The 17,203-nt window shown below is 56.6% G+C and carries 13 protein-coding genes and 1 pseudogene; 8 read left to right on the top strand and 6 right to left on the bottom strand.

All coding sequences use genetic code 11. The features are described 5' to 3' along the window. Positions 1-93 precede the first annotated feature (93 nt). The 4 genes from H6F58_RS11240 to H6F58_RS11255 form a co-directional block, all read right to left on the bottom strand. Positions 94-1,296, bottom strand: a complete 1,203-nt coding sequence (locus tag H6F58_RS11240) for an RNA polymerase sigma factor (protein WP_195181773.1) — start codon at positions 1,294-1,296, stop codon at positions 94-96. A gap of 254 nt (positions 1,297-1,550) precedes the next feature. Continuing rightward, positions 1,551-2,654 carry a DUF4192 domain-containing protein gene (locus H6F58_RS11245; protein WP_171920103.1) on the bottom strand — a complete coding sequence of 368 codons (1,104 nt, stop codon included), beginning with the start codon at positions 2,652-2,654 and terminating at the stop codon, positions 1,551-1,553. Between the two features lie 82 nt (positions 2,655-2,736). Then, positions 2,737-3,999: an MFS transporter gene (locus H6F58_RS11250; protein ID WP_146275377.1), complete on the bottom strand. Its 1,263-nt coding sequence runs from the start codon at positions 3,997-3,999 to the stop codon at positions 2,737-2,739. Beyond that, a complete protein-coding gene (locus tag H6F58_RS11255) occupies positions 3,996-4,940 on the bottom strand; it encodes a PAC2 family protein (protein ID WP_244652553.1) in 945 nt (314 codons plus the stop codon). The genes H6F58_RS11250 and H6F58_RS11255 overlap by 4 nt, the downstream gene beginning before the upstream one ends. A 278-nt stretch (positions 4,941-5,218) precedes the next feature. Here H6F58_RS11255 and H6F58_RS11260 point away from each other — a divergent pair, with 278 nt between their 5' ends. The 4 genes from H6F58_RS11260 to H6F58_RS11275 all read left to right on the top strand — a co-directional run bounded on the left by H6F58_RS11260 (position 5,219) and on the right by H6F58_RS11275 (position 10,690). Beyond that, on the top strand, positions 5,219-6,730 hold the full coding sequence (locus H6F58_RS11260) for a leucyl aminopeptidase (protein WP_195181774.1): 1,512 nt from the start codon (positions 5,219-5,221) through the stop codon (positions 6,728-6,730). A 284-nt stretch (positions 6,731-7,014) separates the two neighbouring features. Further along, complete coding sequence (gene lpdA, locus H6F58_RS11265; RefSeq protein WP_060701952.1) at positions 7,015-8,394, top strand: dihydrolipoyl dehydrogenase; 1,380 nt, start codon at positions 7,015-7,017, stop codon at positions 8,392-8,394. A gap of 116 nt (positions 8,395-8,510) precedes the next feature. Next, on the top strand, positions 8,511-10,232 hold the full coding sequence (gene sucB, locus H6F58_RS11270) for a 2-oxoglutarate dehydrogenase, E2 component, dihydrolipoamide succinyltransferase (protein WP_171919865.1): 1,722 nt from the start codon (positions 8,511-8,513) through the stop codon (positions 10,230-10,232). Between the two features lie 107 nt (positions 10,233-10,339). Then, complete coding sequence (locus H6F58_RS11275) at positions 10,340-10,690, top strand: hypothetical protein (RefSeq protein WP_060701954.1); 351 nt, start codon at positions 10,340-10,342, stop codon at positions 10,688-10,690. Between the two features lie 71 nt (positions 10,691-10,761). On the opposite strand, the gene H6F58_RS11280 is transcribed toward H6F58_RS11275, so the two are convergent. Then, positions 10,762-12,147 (bottom strand): protein kinase, encoded by a 1,386-nt coding sequence (locus H6F58_RS11280; protein ID WP_171919864.1) that lies wholly within the window; start codon positions 12,145-12,147, stop codon positions 10,762-10,764. Positions 12,148-12,372: 225 nt separating this feature from the next. Between H6F58_RS11280 and lipB the strand changes: the two are divergent. The 3 genes and pseudogenes from lipB to H6F58_RS11295 all read left to right on the top strand — a co-directional run. Then, a pseudogene (gene lipB, locus H6F58_RS11285) lies at positions 12,373-13,023 on the top strand (lipoyl(octanoyl) transferase LipB); the annotation flags it as partial. A 32-nt stretch (positions 13,024-13,055) separates the two neighbouring features. Continuing rightward, the gene (gene lipA, locus H6F58_RS11290) at positions 13,056-14,054 is read left to right on the top strand and encodes a lipoyl synthase (RefSeq protein WP_060701957.1); all 999 of its coding nucleotides are present in this window, start codon (positions 13,056-13,058) and stop codon (positions 14,052-14,054) included. Positions 14,055-14,222: 168 nt separating this feature from the next. Further along, positions 14,223-14,975: a DUF4191 domain-containing protein gene (locus H6F58_RS11295; RefSeq protein ID WP_146275382.1), complete on the top strand. Its 753-nt coding sequence runs from the start codon at positions 14,223-14,225 to the stop codon at positions 14,973-14,975. A gap of 71 nt (positions 14,976-15,046) precedes the next feature. Here the strand turns inward: H6F58_RS11295 and H6F58_RS11300 are convergent, their stop codons facing one another. Then, positions 15,047-15,349 carry an RDD family protein gene (locus tag H6F58_RS11300; RefSeq protein WP_206693634.1) on the bottom strand — a complete coding sequence of 101 codons (303 nt, stop codon included), beginning with the start codon at positions 15,347-15,349 and terminating at the stop codon, positions 15,047-15,049. A gap of 417 nt (positions 15,350-15,766) precedes the next feature. Between H6F58_RS11300 and glnA the strand changes: the two genes are divergently transcribed. Then, positions 15,767-17,191: a type I glutamate--ammonia ligase gene (gene glnA, locus H6F58_RS11305; protein WP_146275384.1), complete on the top strand. Its 1,425-nt coding sequence runs from the start codon at positions 15,767-15,769 to the stop codon at positions 17,189-17,191. Positions 17,192-17,203: the final 12 nt, after the last annotated feature.

The following is a 17,203-nucleotide window of genomic DNA, read 5'->3' on the forward strand; positions in this document are numbered from 1 at the left end:
CAACAAGCGTTGAGCCACCAGTTCTTTTTAAATGGCGAATAAAAATATGGCCAGCGGAACAGTCTGTTCCGCTGGCCATATGATCATGTTGCCTTAGTCGAGGTAGTCGCGCAGCACCTGGGAGCGCGACGGATGGCGAAGCTTGGACATGGTCTTGGATTCGATCTGGCGGATACGCTCACGCGTAACGCCATAGACCTTGCCAATTTCGTCTAAAGTCTTAGGCTGGCCATCGGTCAAGCCGAAGCGCATTGCAACAACGCCCGCTTCACGCTCTGAGAGCGTGTCCAGAACGGAGTGAAGCTGCTCCTGCAAAAGCGTGAACGAGACTGCGTCTGCTGGAACGACAGCTTCCGAGTCTTCAATGAGGTCACCGAATTCAGAGTCGCCATCTTCCCCCAGTGGAGTGTGCAGGGAAATAGGCTCGCGACCGTACTTCTGAACTTCAACAACCTTTTCAGGGGTCATGTCCAGTTCCTTGGCCAGCTCTTCAGGGGTTGGTTCACGACCAAGATCCTGCAACATCTGGCGCTGTACGCGAGCCAGCTTGTTGATGACTTCCACCATGTGAACCGGAATACGGATGGTGCGAGCCTGGTCAGCCATTGCACGGGTAATTGCCTGGCGGATCCACCAAGTTGCGTACGTCGAGAACTTGAAGCCCTTGGTGTAATCGAATTTTTCAACCGCGCGGATCAGGCCCAGGTTGCCTTCCTGGATCAGGTCCAGGAAGAGCATGCCGCGGCCGGTGTAGCGCTTTGCCAGCGATACAACCAAGCGGAGGTTGGCTTCGAGCAAGTGGTTCTTGGCGATCTTGCCGTCGTGAATGATCTGCTCGTAGTCCCAGCGCAAACGCTGATCCATTGAGCCGTCGTCTTTTTCCAGCTTGTCTGCTGCAAACAGGCCAGCTTCGATGCGCAGTGCCAAGTCGACTTCCTGCTCTGCGTTCAGCAGGGCGACTTTACCGATCTGCTTCAGGTAGTCCTTGACGGGGTCAGCGGTTGCGCCGGCAACCATGACCTGCTGCTGCGGGGCATCGTCATCTCCGGTGGAAAGCGTGAAGCCCTTGGAATCGTCTTCAGGCTTGGAATCGGCTCCAGCCTCGGCTTCCTCGTCGCCTTCTGCCACCGCTGCGGTTGATTCGTCCTGTGCTGCAGTGTCTGCAGCTACCTTTTTGGTCCGAGGCTTGGCCTTGGTAGCACGCTTCTTCGCCGCAGGAGTTTCTGCCGATGCTTCAGCCTCGTTGACCTCGGCTTCAGTTGCTTGACGATTAGCGTTCGTCTCAGAAGATGACACGAATAACCTTTCTAACGATGCGTTCCGGATGCACCTGCCGGTAACACCACTATGACCCTGTCAAGTCCGATGACGTTTAATCACTGACTAAACGCCGCAGGGCTGGCACATTGTTATCAACGCTTCAAGCCCGCCTTATGTTCCCAAAATCCATAGATTTCAGGCGAAGGCAATTCGAACCTAACCGGGTCTGTTATCTCATTATCCATGAATTACCACCCAGACACCACTTGAGACACCCCAAGGACCGAGTTTCAGGAAAAGTTCGCGCGCCACGCCCGCAGTTGATCCGTTGCCCATGAGGGCATCACTCCGTGTTCCATAAGCTTTTGGAGAAGCATGGCTAGTTCATACTTTTCGTTTTCCAGCACTGCTTGTTCCAATAGCACCAGCGCCATCGAACCACGACCTCGCGCCCATTCAATCCAGGCCAATATGCACAGCAGCGCCTGCCGTGGCTCATCTTGGGCTACGCCCAATAGATCACGCGACAGTTCCCACAACCGGTCAACTCTCTCCCAATCCGGCGCGTACCATCCGCGGCCCAATAGGTAATCGGCCAACGGGGCGACTGCGCCTTCTCGCTCGTCGACTGAAATCCCGAAAATAATGTCCAGCGCGCTTTCCAAACCCTCACCCGCCAAAAACGGCAACAGGTCCCTGACTAATTTTGTTTGCAACGATCCCACGTGAATGGCCGCCCGCTGCGGATCCGAATGAAGCTCGGCTGTTGATATGGCGGCGGGCTGTGACAATGATTCGTGCCACGCATCGAGAGACACCATGATGTTGGCGTCTTGGTTACCCACCAATTGGAGCACGTCGTCAGCGTTCGACCATTCCGGTACGCCACTGCCATCCCATGGCTGGTCCAACGGCGCCGAGCCTGCCAGGACCATGGACAGATTAGTTTCATTTGTATCGAGCGCCGGCACATCTTGCACATCTGGCCCGTCCTCGGTGCCGTAGGTCCAGATTCTGGAATCCTGCCGGCACCAAGCATGTCGCAAACGAATCGATTGATGCGTCAGAGCGGTCTCTAGTTTGGCAACTAGACTCGATAGCGGCACAACCTGCGAGCCACCGGCATTGCCTGAAACATAGATGACTACAGCGATATCATCGATGTTCGGAATACGGTGCAGCAAACGGCAGACCTGGCCGATCCAGATTTCAAGATCGGGCGCATGTTCCGTAGGCGGTAGATCGACCCGGAGAGTCGCTTCGAGACGATCGTCGTCGATTAGCAGCAATACCGCTGAATTGCGTGGATGAAATCCCAAAGCATGCGGCACATAGGCCAAGATGTCCTTGTAGCTGGACAGTGAAATTGGCTGGCGTTCTGGAGTAGTTGTCATGCATCCACGGTGCACGAGCATGAATCATCAGGTGCTGCTCCCGCCACTACTTGTGGAGAACTTCGAAGCCCTGAAACAGGTTTTACTGCTCCGCCAGGTAGCGCCGTGCCTTCCGGCGTTCGATCAGCATGAAGGTTATGCCCAGCGCTGCCATGACGAACTGGAACGAGAGCGCAATTCTGAACGACCCCAGGTTGTACAGCACACCTGAAGAACCATTGGCTTTGTTCAGCATGTCGAGGATGAATCCAATGACATAAATAGTGATGAATGCGCCAATGAAACCGCCGGTGTTCACTAGCCCTGTTGCCGTACCCAATACACGTGGGGGATTAAAAGTTCGGGCGAAATCGAATCCGATGACCGATGCGGGGCCGCCTGCTGCCACGCTGATCATCAATACGATGAGCACCCAGAGCGGAGCCTGTCCTGGCCAGCACAGGACTACTGCCCACATGGCGAGCATCAACCCAATGATGCCCAGAGCATAGTTCGAACGGTGTTCGGCACGTCGCGCGGTAAGGGCGCCAAGTACAGGTCCTAGCACAACAGCTACGACGACGAAGATCGACATCATTCCCGACGCTAGCGCGCTATCCAGGCCTTGGCCCTCAACTAGGAAGGGGTATCCCCAAGTCATCATGAACGTGTTAATCATGAACGCGGTGGTGAAGTGCGTCCAGAAACCAAGTCGGGTGCCAGGCTGCTTGAGCGCTTGCGCAATGCGCGACCTGGAAGAGTGTGTTCCGTGTGAAGGACCAGCCCAGCCGTTGCCGTTGCGCACGAAGGCGATCGTGGTAATAAATGTGGCGAAAGCAAAACCCGACATGACCGAGAATGAGGTAGACCATCCGGCGTTCAGCAACATCATGTGGAACGGGAAAATGCTGATCAGCTGGCCGAGCTGGCCAAATGTTCCGGTGAGCTGGGTGAGGACCGGAATTTTCGATCCAGAGAACCATAGCGGCAGGAGCTTGAGGACTGAGACGAAGACCATCGCGTCGCCCATGCCTACCATCACGCGGCCGATCAATCCCATAGGGACATTCACTGAGATGGCAAGGAAAGCTTGCCCGGCAGCCATCAGCAACGCACCGCAGGTGATCAGGATCCTCGGGCCGAATTTATCCAGAAGCAATCCGACTGGCACTTGCGCGCCCGCATAAACGACTAGCTGGACGACGGAGAAGGTCGCGAGAATTTGAGCACTGGCGTGAAAACGTTCTGTTGCTTCAATGCCTGCCACGCCGAAACTAGTGCGCTGGGATATTGCAGATATGTAGGCAACGATGGCAAAGCCATAAACCAACCATGCTTTGGTCGAATTCAAATGCGGTTGGCTCACTGGTCTTGATCACCTGACGACGAATCGTCTTGTCCGTTTCTTAACCAGTCATCGGTATTTTCGATGGCCGCCAGGAAGTGCTCAGCGCTGGCTCCCAGTTCTTCTGCGTCCGGCATTTGCTTGTCTTCGTCAAGCAATAGTGAACGGGGCTCATGTTCCTGAACATGCGCATCAAAGCGTTCTTCAAATCCGTCGACCATCTGGCGCACGTCATTATTTGCCTCGAGCTGCTCAGCCAGCTGCTGATCGACCAGGCGGCCAGCTTCACGAAGCTTGTCCGTTGGAAGTGCGAGTTTCAGTGCTGCTCCAACATATTCCAAAGTTGCCACGGCAACTGCCGGATATTCGGATTCAGCAAGGTAGTGAGGCGTATGAAGTGAGTATCCTACGATGTCTCTGCCAATTTCAGTCATCCGGATCTCCAACAGGGATGTGATCCCGGCTGGCGATTCCACCGTGGGGCTCCAAGTGGAAATGTTCTCAATCAAATCCTTGCGGTTTCCGTGAGCGGTCACGCCCACAGGCCGAGTGTGCGGAACCGGCATTGGAAGCGATGCTGATCCAACAACGAGAGAGACATTGAAGGCTTCGATGAAGCCCAGGAGTTCGGCGATAACCCGCTCCCATTTGAGGTCAGGTTCCACTCCGGTTAAGAACCAGAAGTTGCGGTCCATCTCATCGGTCATCAAGTAGATCTCGATGCGAGGTGCCTGGTATCCGGCAAAGTGGTCACCGAGGAAAGTCAGCCGAGGTCGCTGAGAGGTGTAGGCAACCAATTCATCGGCGTCGAACGTGGCAAAGAGCTTGGAATCGAGGCGCCCGAAAAGTTCATTTGTCACCTGGGAATGCGTCTGCCCGGCATCGCTCATGCTCTTGAGCAGGACGTACATGCCAAGTCCTTGGAGGCGTGAATCATCCAAGTCGTTTGCGACCATCGTCATCAACGATTCCTTGGACATTTTCTCCTCGATTCGATGCCGAACTCCCTAAAACCCGAGTTCAGCACCACTAGACACTGCTTGGCACCCCATATTCAGAGCGATATTACATACTATCGCTTCTGCGCTTACGCTCGCTGTGAAGTGACGCACGATGAACTGATTCCTCGGATAACATCGGAGATAGCAGATGCGTTGCCCGCGAGCATGCACTACCTTCCGGATTACCATTCCGGAATTCTTGACCTTAGACCCTACAAAGGCACAGAAGGAATGATTTTGTGATCAACTCAAGTGACCTCACTTTGAGCGCCATTGGCACTGACATTAAACGCAAGAGCGCCGACACCTTGGTATTGGGCGTGCTGAAGAACGATGGAAAAGCAACCATCGCAGCTTCACCGTTCACCTCGGAAACCACATCGTCGCTAGAGCAGTCACTGACTGCCTTGGGGATGTCAGGGAAAGCCGATGAAGTTACCCTGCTTCCAGGAGTAGAGGGTTCTAAGGCAAAGGTCCTGTTGTTCATTGGCCTGGGCATCGCGAAATTGCCCGACCTGACCGATGAACAGCTTCGCCGTGCGGCCGGATCAGCTGCACGTCAGCTCAGCAATGCCAAAACAGCCATCTTCGCGCTGCCTTCCGAAAGCGTCGAGCGCGTGGCGGCTATTGCCGAAGGCATTGCCCTGGGCAGCTACCGCTACGAGAACCAGCGCTCGAAGAAGAGCGACAAGCCGGTGCTGGCCGAGGCGCAGATCGCCACGGCCGTCGCGACTTCCAAGGACGTCCCCGCAGCGCTCAAGCGCGCTGCCATTCTCGGCCGCGCAGTGCGCGGCACGCGGGACTTGATCAATGCCCCGGCAAACTTGCTGTACCCGGAATCCTTCGCAACCGCAGTCAAGGACTACTCAAAGCCACTGCCGTTGAAGGTCACGGTCTTCGATGAGAAGCGCTTGGCCAAGGACGGCTTTGGCGGTTTGCTTGGCGTCGGCGGCGGTTCGGTGCGCCAGCCTCGCATGGTCAAGGTCGAGTACTCCCCCGCCAAGGCCGCTAAGCATATTGCGCTGATCGGCAAGGGCATCACGTTTGATACCGGTGGCACCTCGCTGAAGCCAGCTGCCGGCATGCACGCCATGAAGTCGGACATGTCCGGCGCCGCTGCGGCTTTCCAGGCCGTCGCTGCCATCTCGGAGTTGGGGTTGAACGTCAAAGTCACCGCATGGCTGTGCCTGGCCGAGAATATGCCCGGTGGCGCGTCGACCCGTCCGGGGGACGTGCTGACCATGTTCGGCGGCAAGACTGTTGAGGTATTGAATACGGACGCAGAAGGTCGCCTGGTCATGGCCGATGGGTTGGCTGCCGCCAGCTTGGAAAAGCCGGATGTCATGATCGACATCGCTACCCTGACCGGCGCCCAGATGCTTGCTTTGGGTCTGCGCACCGCGGGAATCATGGGCAATGAGCAGGTGCGGGACGATCTCGTGTCCGTTTCGGACAAGGTTGGCGAATTGGCCTGGGGCATGCCGCTGCCCGAGGAACTGCGTCCAAGCATTGAGTCCCAGGTAGCCGACTTGGCAAATATTGGTGAGCGCATGGGTGGCATGATGACCGCCGCCGTATTCCTGGAAGAATTTGTTGGCGAGGTCGACGGCAAGAAGATTCCGTGGGCTCACATTGACTTCGCTGGTCCTGCATTCAATGAAGGCAGTGCCTGGGGCTACACGCCGAAGAACGGCACCGGCTCGCAGGTGCGCACTCTCGTAGCCTACGCAGAGCAGCTGGCCTCAAATTAATGACCGCCTGACAGCTCACTGATTGGGCTGCGCTGAAACAAAAGTGTTCCCGGCATCAACGCGCACCTGCGATTGCTGCCGGGAACAGATTAAAAATAAGAGACATGCCTGACTTTTACGCCCGCGAAGGTGACTCTTTCCGGTTAGCGGTACTAAGGTAAGTTTTGAAACATCACCGTGGATCAATGGTGCGCGCTAACAGGCGTCATGCTCCCAATGATCTGCGACCGATCCCCTGGTCGGCCAAAGCCGGCCACACTTAGCGAATACGAGGGAGCGTTCACGTGGCCGATTCGGCAGCAACGCAAGAATTTGATGTCCTCATCCTCGGCGGTGGATCCGCTGGATACTCGGCAGCATTGCGTGCCATCCAGCTGGGCTACACCGTTGGATTGATTGAAAAAGAAAAGCTGGGCGGCACCTGCCTGCACACCGGCTGCATCCCAACCAAGGCCTACCTGCACGCTGCAGAGCTGGCTGAAAACGCTCGCGAGGGTGCCAAGTACGGCATCAACACCTCGCTGGAGTCGATCGACTTGGCTGGCGTACGCAAGTACAAGGAAGGCATTGTTGCTGGAAAGCACAAGGGCCTGCAGGGTTTGCTCAAGATGAAGAAGGTCAACGTTATCACTGGTAACGGCCGTCTTGTCTCCCAGGATTCCATCGACGTTGATGGCACCGTTTACAAGGGCAAGTACATCATCCTGGCTACCGGCTCCACCTCCAAGACCTTCGGTCTGGAAATCGGCGGTCGCGTGCTGACCAGCACCGAAGCGCTGAACATGGAAGACCTGCCAAAGAGCGCCATCGTGCTCGGTGGCGGTGTCATCGGCGTTGAATTCGCATCGGTATGGAACTCCTTCGGTGTCGATGTCACCATCGTTGAAGGCCTGCCTTCGCTCGTGCCGAACGAAGACCCAGCCATCATCAAGACCTTGGAGCGCGCTTTCAAGAAGCGCGGCATCAAGTTCAACACCGGCGTCTTCTTCGAAAAGGTCGAGCAGGATGCCAACGGCGTCAAGGTCTCGCTGGCTGACGGCAACGTACTGGAAGCAGACATCGTTCTGGTTGCAGTCGGCCGTGGCCCAGTCACCGAAGGCTTGGGCTTCGAGGAGCAGGGCGTCACCATCGATCGCGGCTTCGTGATCACCGACGAGCGCCTGCACACCGGCGTCGGCAACATCTACGCAATTGGCGACATCGTCCCAGGCGTACAGCTGGCACACCGCGGCTACCAGCATGGCCGCTTCGTTGCCGAGGAAATCCACGGCATGAAGCCAACCATCATCGAGGACATCAACATCCCGAAGGTGACCTTCTGCGAGCCGGAGATCGCTTCGGTCGGCTACTCCGAGCCAAAGGCCAAGGAGAAGTTCGGCGCCGACCAGATCGAAACCACCGAATACAACCTGGCTGGCAACGGCAAGTCTTCGATCCTGGGCACCAGCGGCCTGATCAAGATGGTTCGCGTCAAGAACGGCCCAATCGTGGGCGTTCACGGCATCGGCGGCCGTATCGGCGAGCAGATCGGCGAAGCCCAGCTGATCGTCAACTGGGAAGCTTACCCAGAGGATGTTTCGCAGCTGATTCACGCACACCCAACTCAGAACGAGTCCCTTGGCGAAGCCGCAATGGCTCTCGCCGGTGCTCCACTGCACGGCTAATAGCTTTTGGCTCACCTAGGCAGCGCGTTTTTGCAACGCGCTGCCTAGTCCGCAAAGCTCGGAGGCTCCGCCTCCACCCACAATTCAAGTTTTAAAAACCAAGGAGATACGGGACGATGTCTGAAACCGTAAACCTACCCGCACTGGGTGAAAGCGTTACCGAAGGTACGGTAACCCGCTGGCTGAAGCAAGTTGGCGACCGTGTAGAGGTAGACGAGCCGTTGGTGGAAGTTTCCACCGACAAGGTAGACACTGAAGTTCCTTCGCCAGTAGCTGGCGTCATCGAGGAAATTTTTGTCGCAGAGGACGAGGACGCTGAAGTTGGCGCGCCTCTGGTCCGCATTGGCGATGGTTCCGGTTCGGGCGAATCCGCTCCAGCTGCACCAGCTGCCGAAGCAGCACCAGCCAAGGAAGAAGCTCCAGCTGCACCAGCTGCACAGGAAGCACCAGCCAAGGAAGAAGCACCTGCTGCACCAGCTGCAGCCGGCTCCGCTTCCGGCACCGAGGTCACTTTGCCTGCACTGGGCGAATCGGTGACCGAAGGTACCGTTACCCGCTGGTTGAAGGAAGTTGGCGAGGAAGTCGCCGTTGACGAGCCGCTGCTCGAAGTTTCCACCGACAAGGTTGACACCGAAGTTCCTTCGCCAGTAGCCGGTACTCTGCTGGAAATTCGCGTTCCAGAAGACGAGACCGCTGAAGTTGGCGCCGTGCTCGCAGTGATCGGTGCCGCTGGCGCTGCACCTGCTGCTGCCCCAGCCAAGGAAGAAGCACCAGCTGCTGCTCCAGCGCCTGCAAAGGAAGAGGCCCCGGCCGCTCCTGCAGCGCCGGCACCAGCTGCTCCGGCTCCGGCCGCTCCAGCTGCTCCAGCTGCTCCAGCTGCTCCAGCTGCCGAGTCGAACAACGAGTCGGGTTATGTAACCCCGCTGGTTCGCCGCCTTGCCAACCAGCACGACATCGACATCGCTTCGGTCAAGGGCACCGGCGTTGGCGGTCGCATCCGCAAGCAAGACGTGCTTGACGCAGTTGCCGCCAAGGAAGCAGCCGCGCCGGCCGCTCCTGTTGCCGCCGTACCAGCTGCTGCAAAGCCAGCTGCGCCAGCGGTTGAGGTTTCCTCGCTGCGCGGTACCACCGAGAAGGCTCCACGCATCCGTCAGGTCATCGCCCGTCGCATGCGCGAGTCCCTGGACGTATCGACTCAGCTGACCCAGGTCCACGAGATCGACATGACCCGCATCGTCAAGCTGCGCGGTTCGGCCAAGGCCAGCTTCAAGGCCACCAACGGCGTGAACCTGACCTACCTGCCATTCATCGCCAAGGCTGTTGCCGAAGGCCTGAAGGCTCACCCGAAGCTGAACGCTGAGTACAACGAAGAGACCCAGCAGATCACCTACCACAATGCCGAGCACCTGGCATTCGCAGTCGATACCGACAAGGGCCTGTTGGTTCCAGTGGTTTCGAACGCTGGTGACCTGAACCTGGCTGGCCTGGCTTCGCGCATCGCCGACGTTGCTGCACGTACCCGCAGCAACAAGATCGGTCCAGATGAGCTGTCCGGCGGCACCTTCTCGATCACGAACATCGGTTCGGTCGGCGCACTGTTCGACACCCCGATCATCAACCAGCCGCAGGTAGCTATCCTGGGCACCGGTGCGATCGTCAAGCGTCCAATGGTCATCACCGATGCAGATGGCAACGATTCGATTGCCATCCGCCACATGATGTACCTGTGCCTGACCTACGATCACCGCCTGGTTGACGGCGCTGACGCAGGCCGCTTCCTGCAGACCGTCAAGGCTCGCCTTGAGGGTGGCGCTTTCGAGGGAGACTTGGGACTCTAAGCTCCCAATAGGGCTTCTAGCCGTAGCGACGATCGCCCCTGTTGAGGAATCAGCAGGGGCGATCGTCGCTTTTCTACGTTCAGTCGAATTTAGATTAGGCTAGGACTATGGAATTCCTGAAACTCATTTTGGTATTTGTGCATGTACTTGGTGCAGCCGCGATTTTCGGTGGCTGGCTAGCTAACTTCAAGACCCCTACCGTCAGTGTCTGGCAGTGGTACGGTGCCCTCGTTCAGCTGGTGACCGGATTGGCACTCGTGGGTATTGCTGAAGCCGGCACTGACCCAGTCAACCACGCAAAGATTGGCGTGAAGCTGGTCATCGCCATCGTGATCGCTGTAGCTGCGTTTATCGGCCGCAAGAAGATCAAGGCTGGCGAAGAAGTATCGACGGGCATTGCTCACGCTGTTGGAGGCATGGCCTTCATCAATATCGCGGTGGCGACCCTCTGGTCCTAATCCTTATTGGGATCCGCTGCAGGAACCGCAATCCTATGCACTGAGCATGCATTGGATTGCGGTTCCTGCATTTAATGGCGAAGAACCTTGCCGATTTTCCAGCCGTGCTCTGAAAGCACCAGTTCAATTTCGATCCGCTGAGTCTGGGCAGCCTTGACCGTGTGGATTTGTTTTCCCTTGCGATCCACATAATGGTATTCGCCTTGGGTTGAATCCGCAGCCAGAATCACGGCATCCCCTTGGCCACGAGCAACAACGGAAACATTCCGAAGCTGCGTCGCCAACCCCTTAAAACTCAGATCCATTTCCCGCAGCGTTTTGATCGTTTCCAGATCCCGCTGCAGCTGCTCAGAGCCAGGTGCATAAATGGCTTTCAAGTCTCCAGCCGCCAATTTGCTCATGGCCTGATCACGCCGTTGCGTCAGGCTCAGGAAGGCCGAGACAATGGTGTCCTGGTTCAAAGCACACGCTGGAACTTGGGCGACATCATTGATGCGGCACGAGGATTCAACCGGTGCCGACGGTGCAGATCCCGCATCAGAGGCTGTCGCCGCGCGGAGATGGTTGACGCCCACAAGGCTTCCGGCCAATACCGCAATACCCAGCACGCCGGCACCAACAATTTTCATGGCTCCAGGGGTCCGCCGCAGCGGATGAACAGCCCAATTTTCAGGCTGTCCCTGGTCTTGTGGTGTCAATGATGCTTGTTTCCTCCCCCTCCGTCCTCCTGCCCTATGATGCGTCGGGATATCTGGATGAATGGTTTCCATCAGATGGGTAGCTTCCGGCGAAACGTGGCCTTCCCACCTGATAGGTTCAGCCTGGGCGCTGGAGAACAGCGTCCTCGCGAATTGTTCGGCGCTTGGTCGTTCATGTGGATCCGGGTTGAGGCAATCAATCAATAGCTCTTGGATGATCTGCGGAATACTTGGAAACTTGACCTGCACCGGTGGCCGAATGTTTTGCGCATCCGGTGGCTTGCCTGCCAAGAGGAACCATAAGCAGGCGCCCAGGGAGTAGACGTCCTGCTCCCCCACCAATAGTTCTCGTCCGCCAGGAACTATTTCTGGAGCCATAAATCCTGGCGTGCCAGCGCCCGACAACGATTGGGCATCTGAGGCGGACTCCTGAAAGTCAATAATCTTTGGCATGCCGCTAGCAGTCAGCAAAACGTTTGCCGGTGATATGTCCCCATGGCGGATACCTTCTGCGTGCATCATCGATAGCGTCTGCGCCACCGGAGCCAACGCAGTGATGCATTCGCCCAGGCTGAAAACACCTCGACTGTTCACGAGGTCGCCGATGCTTCCGCCCGGGCAATATTCCATGATCAAACCATCACCCAGCTGGGTCGAGAGCGTGCCGTAAAAATCAACGACATATTTCCGCGTCCGAGTGACCGAATTCTGCCTCAAGGACGAGACATCTTCCATAGTCAAACTAAGTTTTAGCACCATGTAAGTTTGGTCACTCTCCCTGCGGATTAGCCAAACTTTACATGGTGACTTGGTACTTAATGGTCTAACTGTGACATGTCCAGAGCTCAAAGGCCATGCAAGGACATTTGTTGATTCATTCATAGCTCCGTTGTAGTTCAAAAACGGAAAACACAAGTTCGTTATCCACAAGTTTGCCGTCATCTATCGAATTAGCGACCAGCGGGACAACGGCGTAGGGTAACCCTCATGGCGATCGAATTCGAACGAGTCGGACTTGGCTCAAAATTTGTGCCCTACATGGAAGCCTGGGACTACCAAATCCAGTTACATGATGCGGTAGCCGCGGACGAACAGTCCCCGAGAGTCCTGTTCCTGGAGCATGAAGCGGTATACACCGCAGGCAAAAGAACTGAACCCGAAGACCTCCCGTTAGACGGAACCCCTGTCGTAGACGTGGATCGAGGCGGCAAGCTCACCTGGCACGGGCCAGGACAACTTATTGGCTACCCCATCGTCAAACTTCGCAAAATGAGTGCGATTCGACTTTATGTGGAAACCATCGAAGAAGCGCTGATCAATGTCGTGAGCGACATGGGCATTGCCACGGCGCAGATCAAGGGCCGCTCAGGTGTCTGGGTTCCCGGCAAAAACGGCGAACAAGACCGAAAAATCGCAGCTATCGGACTTCGTATCAGCCACGGAGTAACCATGCACGGTTTTGCGTTGAACTGCTCCAACGAGCTAGCAGCCTACGAACAAATCATTCCTTGCGGTATCACCGATGCAGGAGTCACTTCCATCTCGGAAGAGCTCGGCCGAACCGTCACCCCGGAAGACGTTGTCGACCGAGTCCAGACCGAACTCGAACGTCTCCTCACCCCACAAGTCGTCTAGACAATCATTCCCTCCGAAAGAAAGAGCCGATAATGAGCGTCGCACCTGAAGGCCGCCGCATGCTTCGCGTTGAAAAGCGCAACGCTGCCGTACCAGTGGAGCGTAAGCCCGAGTGGATCAAAGCCAAACTAAACATTGGTCCCGAATACGTAGGCCTAAAGAATCTCGTACAGTCCGAAGGACTGCACACCGTCTGCGAAGAAGCAGGCTGCCCAAACATCTTTGAATGCTGGGAAGACCGTGAAGCGTCTTTCCTCATCGGCGGTTCCGAGTGCACCCGCCGCTGCGATTTCTGCCAAATCGCTACCGGTAAACCATCACCTATCGATCGCTCCGAACCATTCAAGGTTGCGATGAGCGTGAAGAAGATGGATCTTCGCTACGCGACCGTTACTGGTGTGGCCCGCGATGACCTCGAAGATGAGGGCGTGTGGCTGTATGCGGAGACGGTTCGCCAGATCCACAAGATGAACCCAACCACCGGTGTCGAATTGCTGATCCCGGACTTCAGCGGAAAACCAGAGAACCTGGACGCCATCTGCGATTCGGCCCCGGAAGTCTACGCCCACAACGTCGAGACCGTTCCTCGTATTTTCAAGCGCATCCGTCCCGCTTTCCGCTATGACCGTTCCATGGACGTCATTTCGCACGGGCGCAAGCGTGGACTGATCACCAAGTCGAACCTGATCCTCGGTATGGGCGAAACCCGCGAAGAAATCTCCGAGGCCATGCGCGACCTGCACGAAGCCGGTTGCGACCTGTTGACCCTGACCCAGTACCTTCGCCCCACCGATCTCCACCTTCCAGTGGACCGCTGGGTCACCCCACAAGAATTCATTGAACTGCAGCAAGAGGCAGAAGAAATCGGATTTGCCGGCGTCATGTCTGGTCCGCTGGTCCGCTCTTCCTACCGTGCAGGACGGTTGTGGGCCGGAGCGATGCGCAAGAAGGGCCGCGAAATTCCAGAGGCACTCTCCCACATCGAGTCTTCCGGGAACACGCGTCAGGAAGCAGCATCCCTGATCAAATAATGATCGCTTGAACGTTCCGCAGACCACGACCCCGCAGCCCCTGGCATCTCACACGCCATGGCTGCGGGGTTGTCTGCCATCTTGCTAGCGACATATGCACCAAAAAATTTCGCTCGTGATCCAGCGCGACTTAGAACTATCGTCAACATCGCGTAGAATTGAGGCACTATGGCCAAAAACTCCGACAACGACGCTGCCGCGCAACCAAAGCGCGGTTTGTTTTCGCGTAAACCAAAAGCTGAGAAAAAGAACAAAGAACCAGGCCGGCTGAAGCAAATCGGCCAAGTCTTCCAGATGACGCGCCGCAACGACCCCATGGTCGTTTGGTGGATGGCACTGGCTGCCTTGGCTGTAATCGCAGTCTGCTTGGTTATCGGTATCTTGATCAACAACTGGATCACCATGTTGATCATTTCCATTCCGTTGGCTCTTCTTGCGGCGATGTTCATCATGTCCCGCCGGGCTGAAAAAGCTGCCTTCTCCCAGCTAGAAGGACGCCCAGGTGCTGCAGGTGCAGCCATGAGCGTGCTGCGTCGCGGATGGATCCTCAAGCAGGAACCAGTCGCCTATAACCGTCACCAGGATTTGGTCTTCCTCGCCATTGGCCGCCCAGGCATCGTCCTGGTCACTGAAGGGCCTAAGTCGCGAGTTCGCGAACTCGTCGCCTCGGAACGCAAGCGCATTGCCCGTGTACTGCCGAACGTGCCAGTTCACGTGATCCATGCAGGACAGGACGCGGACCAGACCAGCTTGGTTGATGTCAGCAAAGAAATGAAGAAGCTTCCCAAGTCCATCACCAAGCTCGAGGTCAGTGCCATCGACAAGCGACTAAGCACCCTGACTGCAAATCGCCTGCCGATCCCCAAGGGCGTAGACCCCACCCGCGTTCGGCCTAACCGCCGCGCAACCCGCGGTCGCTAGAAACCTCAATATATAAGAAGCCGCAACAGGATTCCCTGTTGCGGCTTCTTCGTTGTCCTGGGCCAATTGAATTATCTGATGTTGACCAAGATGGTCTTCGGTAGCCGATCGTGCAATCCCCGCTGATCCTTATCGGTAACAAAGACCGGGATGGCCAGGCAAAGCAGCAGCGAGCGAATCAACCCCTGCAGGGGCTTCACCGCACTGCCGTCCATTGACTGCACTTGAAGGCCAAAGGTCCGATGGCCAATAGTATGACCGGTGAATCCGACGCCAATAATCTGCCCGACGCAAAACAGCAACAGGGTTGCAAGGTCATTGAAGTTGAAGAGCCACCAGCTCAGCAGCATCGACAGTCCCCAGTCGATGCACAATGCTCCAATCCTGCGAGGGAATCTTCCGATTGACCCGGGGCCCTTGTCCGGTCGGCCTAGATCCTGTCCAGGCCACTCCTGCGAGTTATGTTGTGGCGGGCCTTCAAGCCACGAACTGAAGTCTTTTCTTTCCACCGCTACAGTCTATCGAGGGATTCTGTGCATCAGTTCGGGCTCAATTTGCCCTGCCTGAGCCCGCCAAGGCTCCAAGTCAGTTTGTTACGAACTGCATCGTCCCAAATCAGCGCAATACGATACGCCCGAGCCTCACCCTTGTAACAGGCTGGAAACAATAGAGACACCATTCAGAAATGGATTGTGGGTAAGCTCTATACGTAAGCAAGGGAACCAGCCAGCTCATTCTGTCTGATCGTTCTGTTTACCAATTCTCATATCTCACCAGGGAGTCACCTGCACATGTTTACCAGTCCAGAAGAAGTCTTGGCATATATTGCCGATGAGGACATCAAGTTCGTCGATATCCGTTTCACCGATCTTCCAGGCGTACAGCAGCACTTCAACGTGCCAGCAAAGTCTGTAGATGCCGACTTCTTCGTCAACGGCCAGCTCTTCGATGGTTCGTCCATCCGCGGCTTCGCTGGCATCTCTGAATCAGACATGCAGTTGATCCCAGATGTCACCACCGGTTTCATCGATCCATTCCGCATCGAAAAGACCTTGGCATTCAACTTCTCGATCATCAACCCACGTACCGGTGAGCCTTACCACCGCGATCCGCGTGGCGTTGCAGAGCGTGCCGAAGCTTACCTCGAGTCCACCGGAATCGCCGATACCGCATTCTTCGCTCCAGAAGCAGAATTCTTCATCTTCGAAGACGTTCGCTACGAGTCGAAGCCAGAAGGCGCTTTCTACTCGATCGATTCCGATGAAGCTCCATGGAACACCGGCCGCAAGGAAGAAGGCGGCAACCAGGGTTACAAGACCGCTTTCAAGGGCGGCTACTTCCCAGTTGCACCAACCGACAAGCAGGCTGACCTGCGTGACGCTATCTGCGTTGAGCTGGACAAGGCTGGCCTTGAGGTCGAGCGCAGCCACCACGAAGTTGGCGCTGCTGGCCAGGCCGAAATCAACTACAAGTTCAACACCATGGTTCACGCCGCTGACGAGCTGATGCTCTTCAAGTACGTAGTCAAGAACGTGGCAGACGCCTGGGGCAAGTCCGCTACCTTCATGCCAAAGCCAGTCTTCGGCGACAACGGTTCGGGCATGCACGTGCACCAGTCGCTGTGGTCCAACGGCGACCCGCTGTTCTACGACGAAAAGGGCTACGCCGGCCTGTCCGACGTCGCTCGCTGGTACATCGGTGGCCTGCTGAAGCACGCTGACGCAGTGCTTGCATTCACCAACCCAACCGTGAACTCCTACCGTCGACTGGTCAAGGGCTTCGAGGCTCCAGTGAACATGGTTTACTCGCAGGGTAACCGTTCGGCAGGTATCCGTATCCCAATCACCGGTTCGAACCCCAAGGCGAAGCGCATCGAATTCCGTGCACCGGATGCTTCTTCCAACCCTTACCTGGCTTTCGCAGCCCAGCTGATGGCTGGCCTGGACGGCATCAAGAACCGCATCGAACCAGCAGAGCCAATCGACAAGGACCTCTACGAGCTTCCTGCCGAGGAAGCCAAGGACATCCAGCGCGCTCCGGAGAGCCTTGAAGATGCCCTGAAGGCACTGGAAGCCGACCACGACTTCCTGCTCGAAGGCGGCGTCTTCACCGAGGACCTGGTCCAGACTTGGATCGAGTACAAGCGTGAAAACGAAATCAAGCCACTGAGCCTGCGCCCGAACCCATACGAGTTCGAGCTGTACTACGGTTGCTAGCTAGCTGACGGG

It is taken from the genome of Glutamicibacter sp. FBE19 (assembly GCF_015524875.1).
In the GTDB taxonomy this organism is placed as follows: domain Bacteria; phylum Actinomycetota; class Actinomycetes; order Actinomycetales; family Micrococcaceae; genus Glutamicibacter; species Glutamicibacter halophytocola.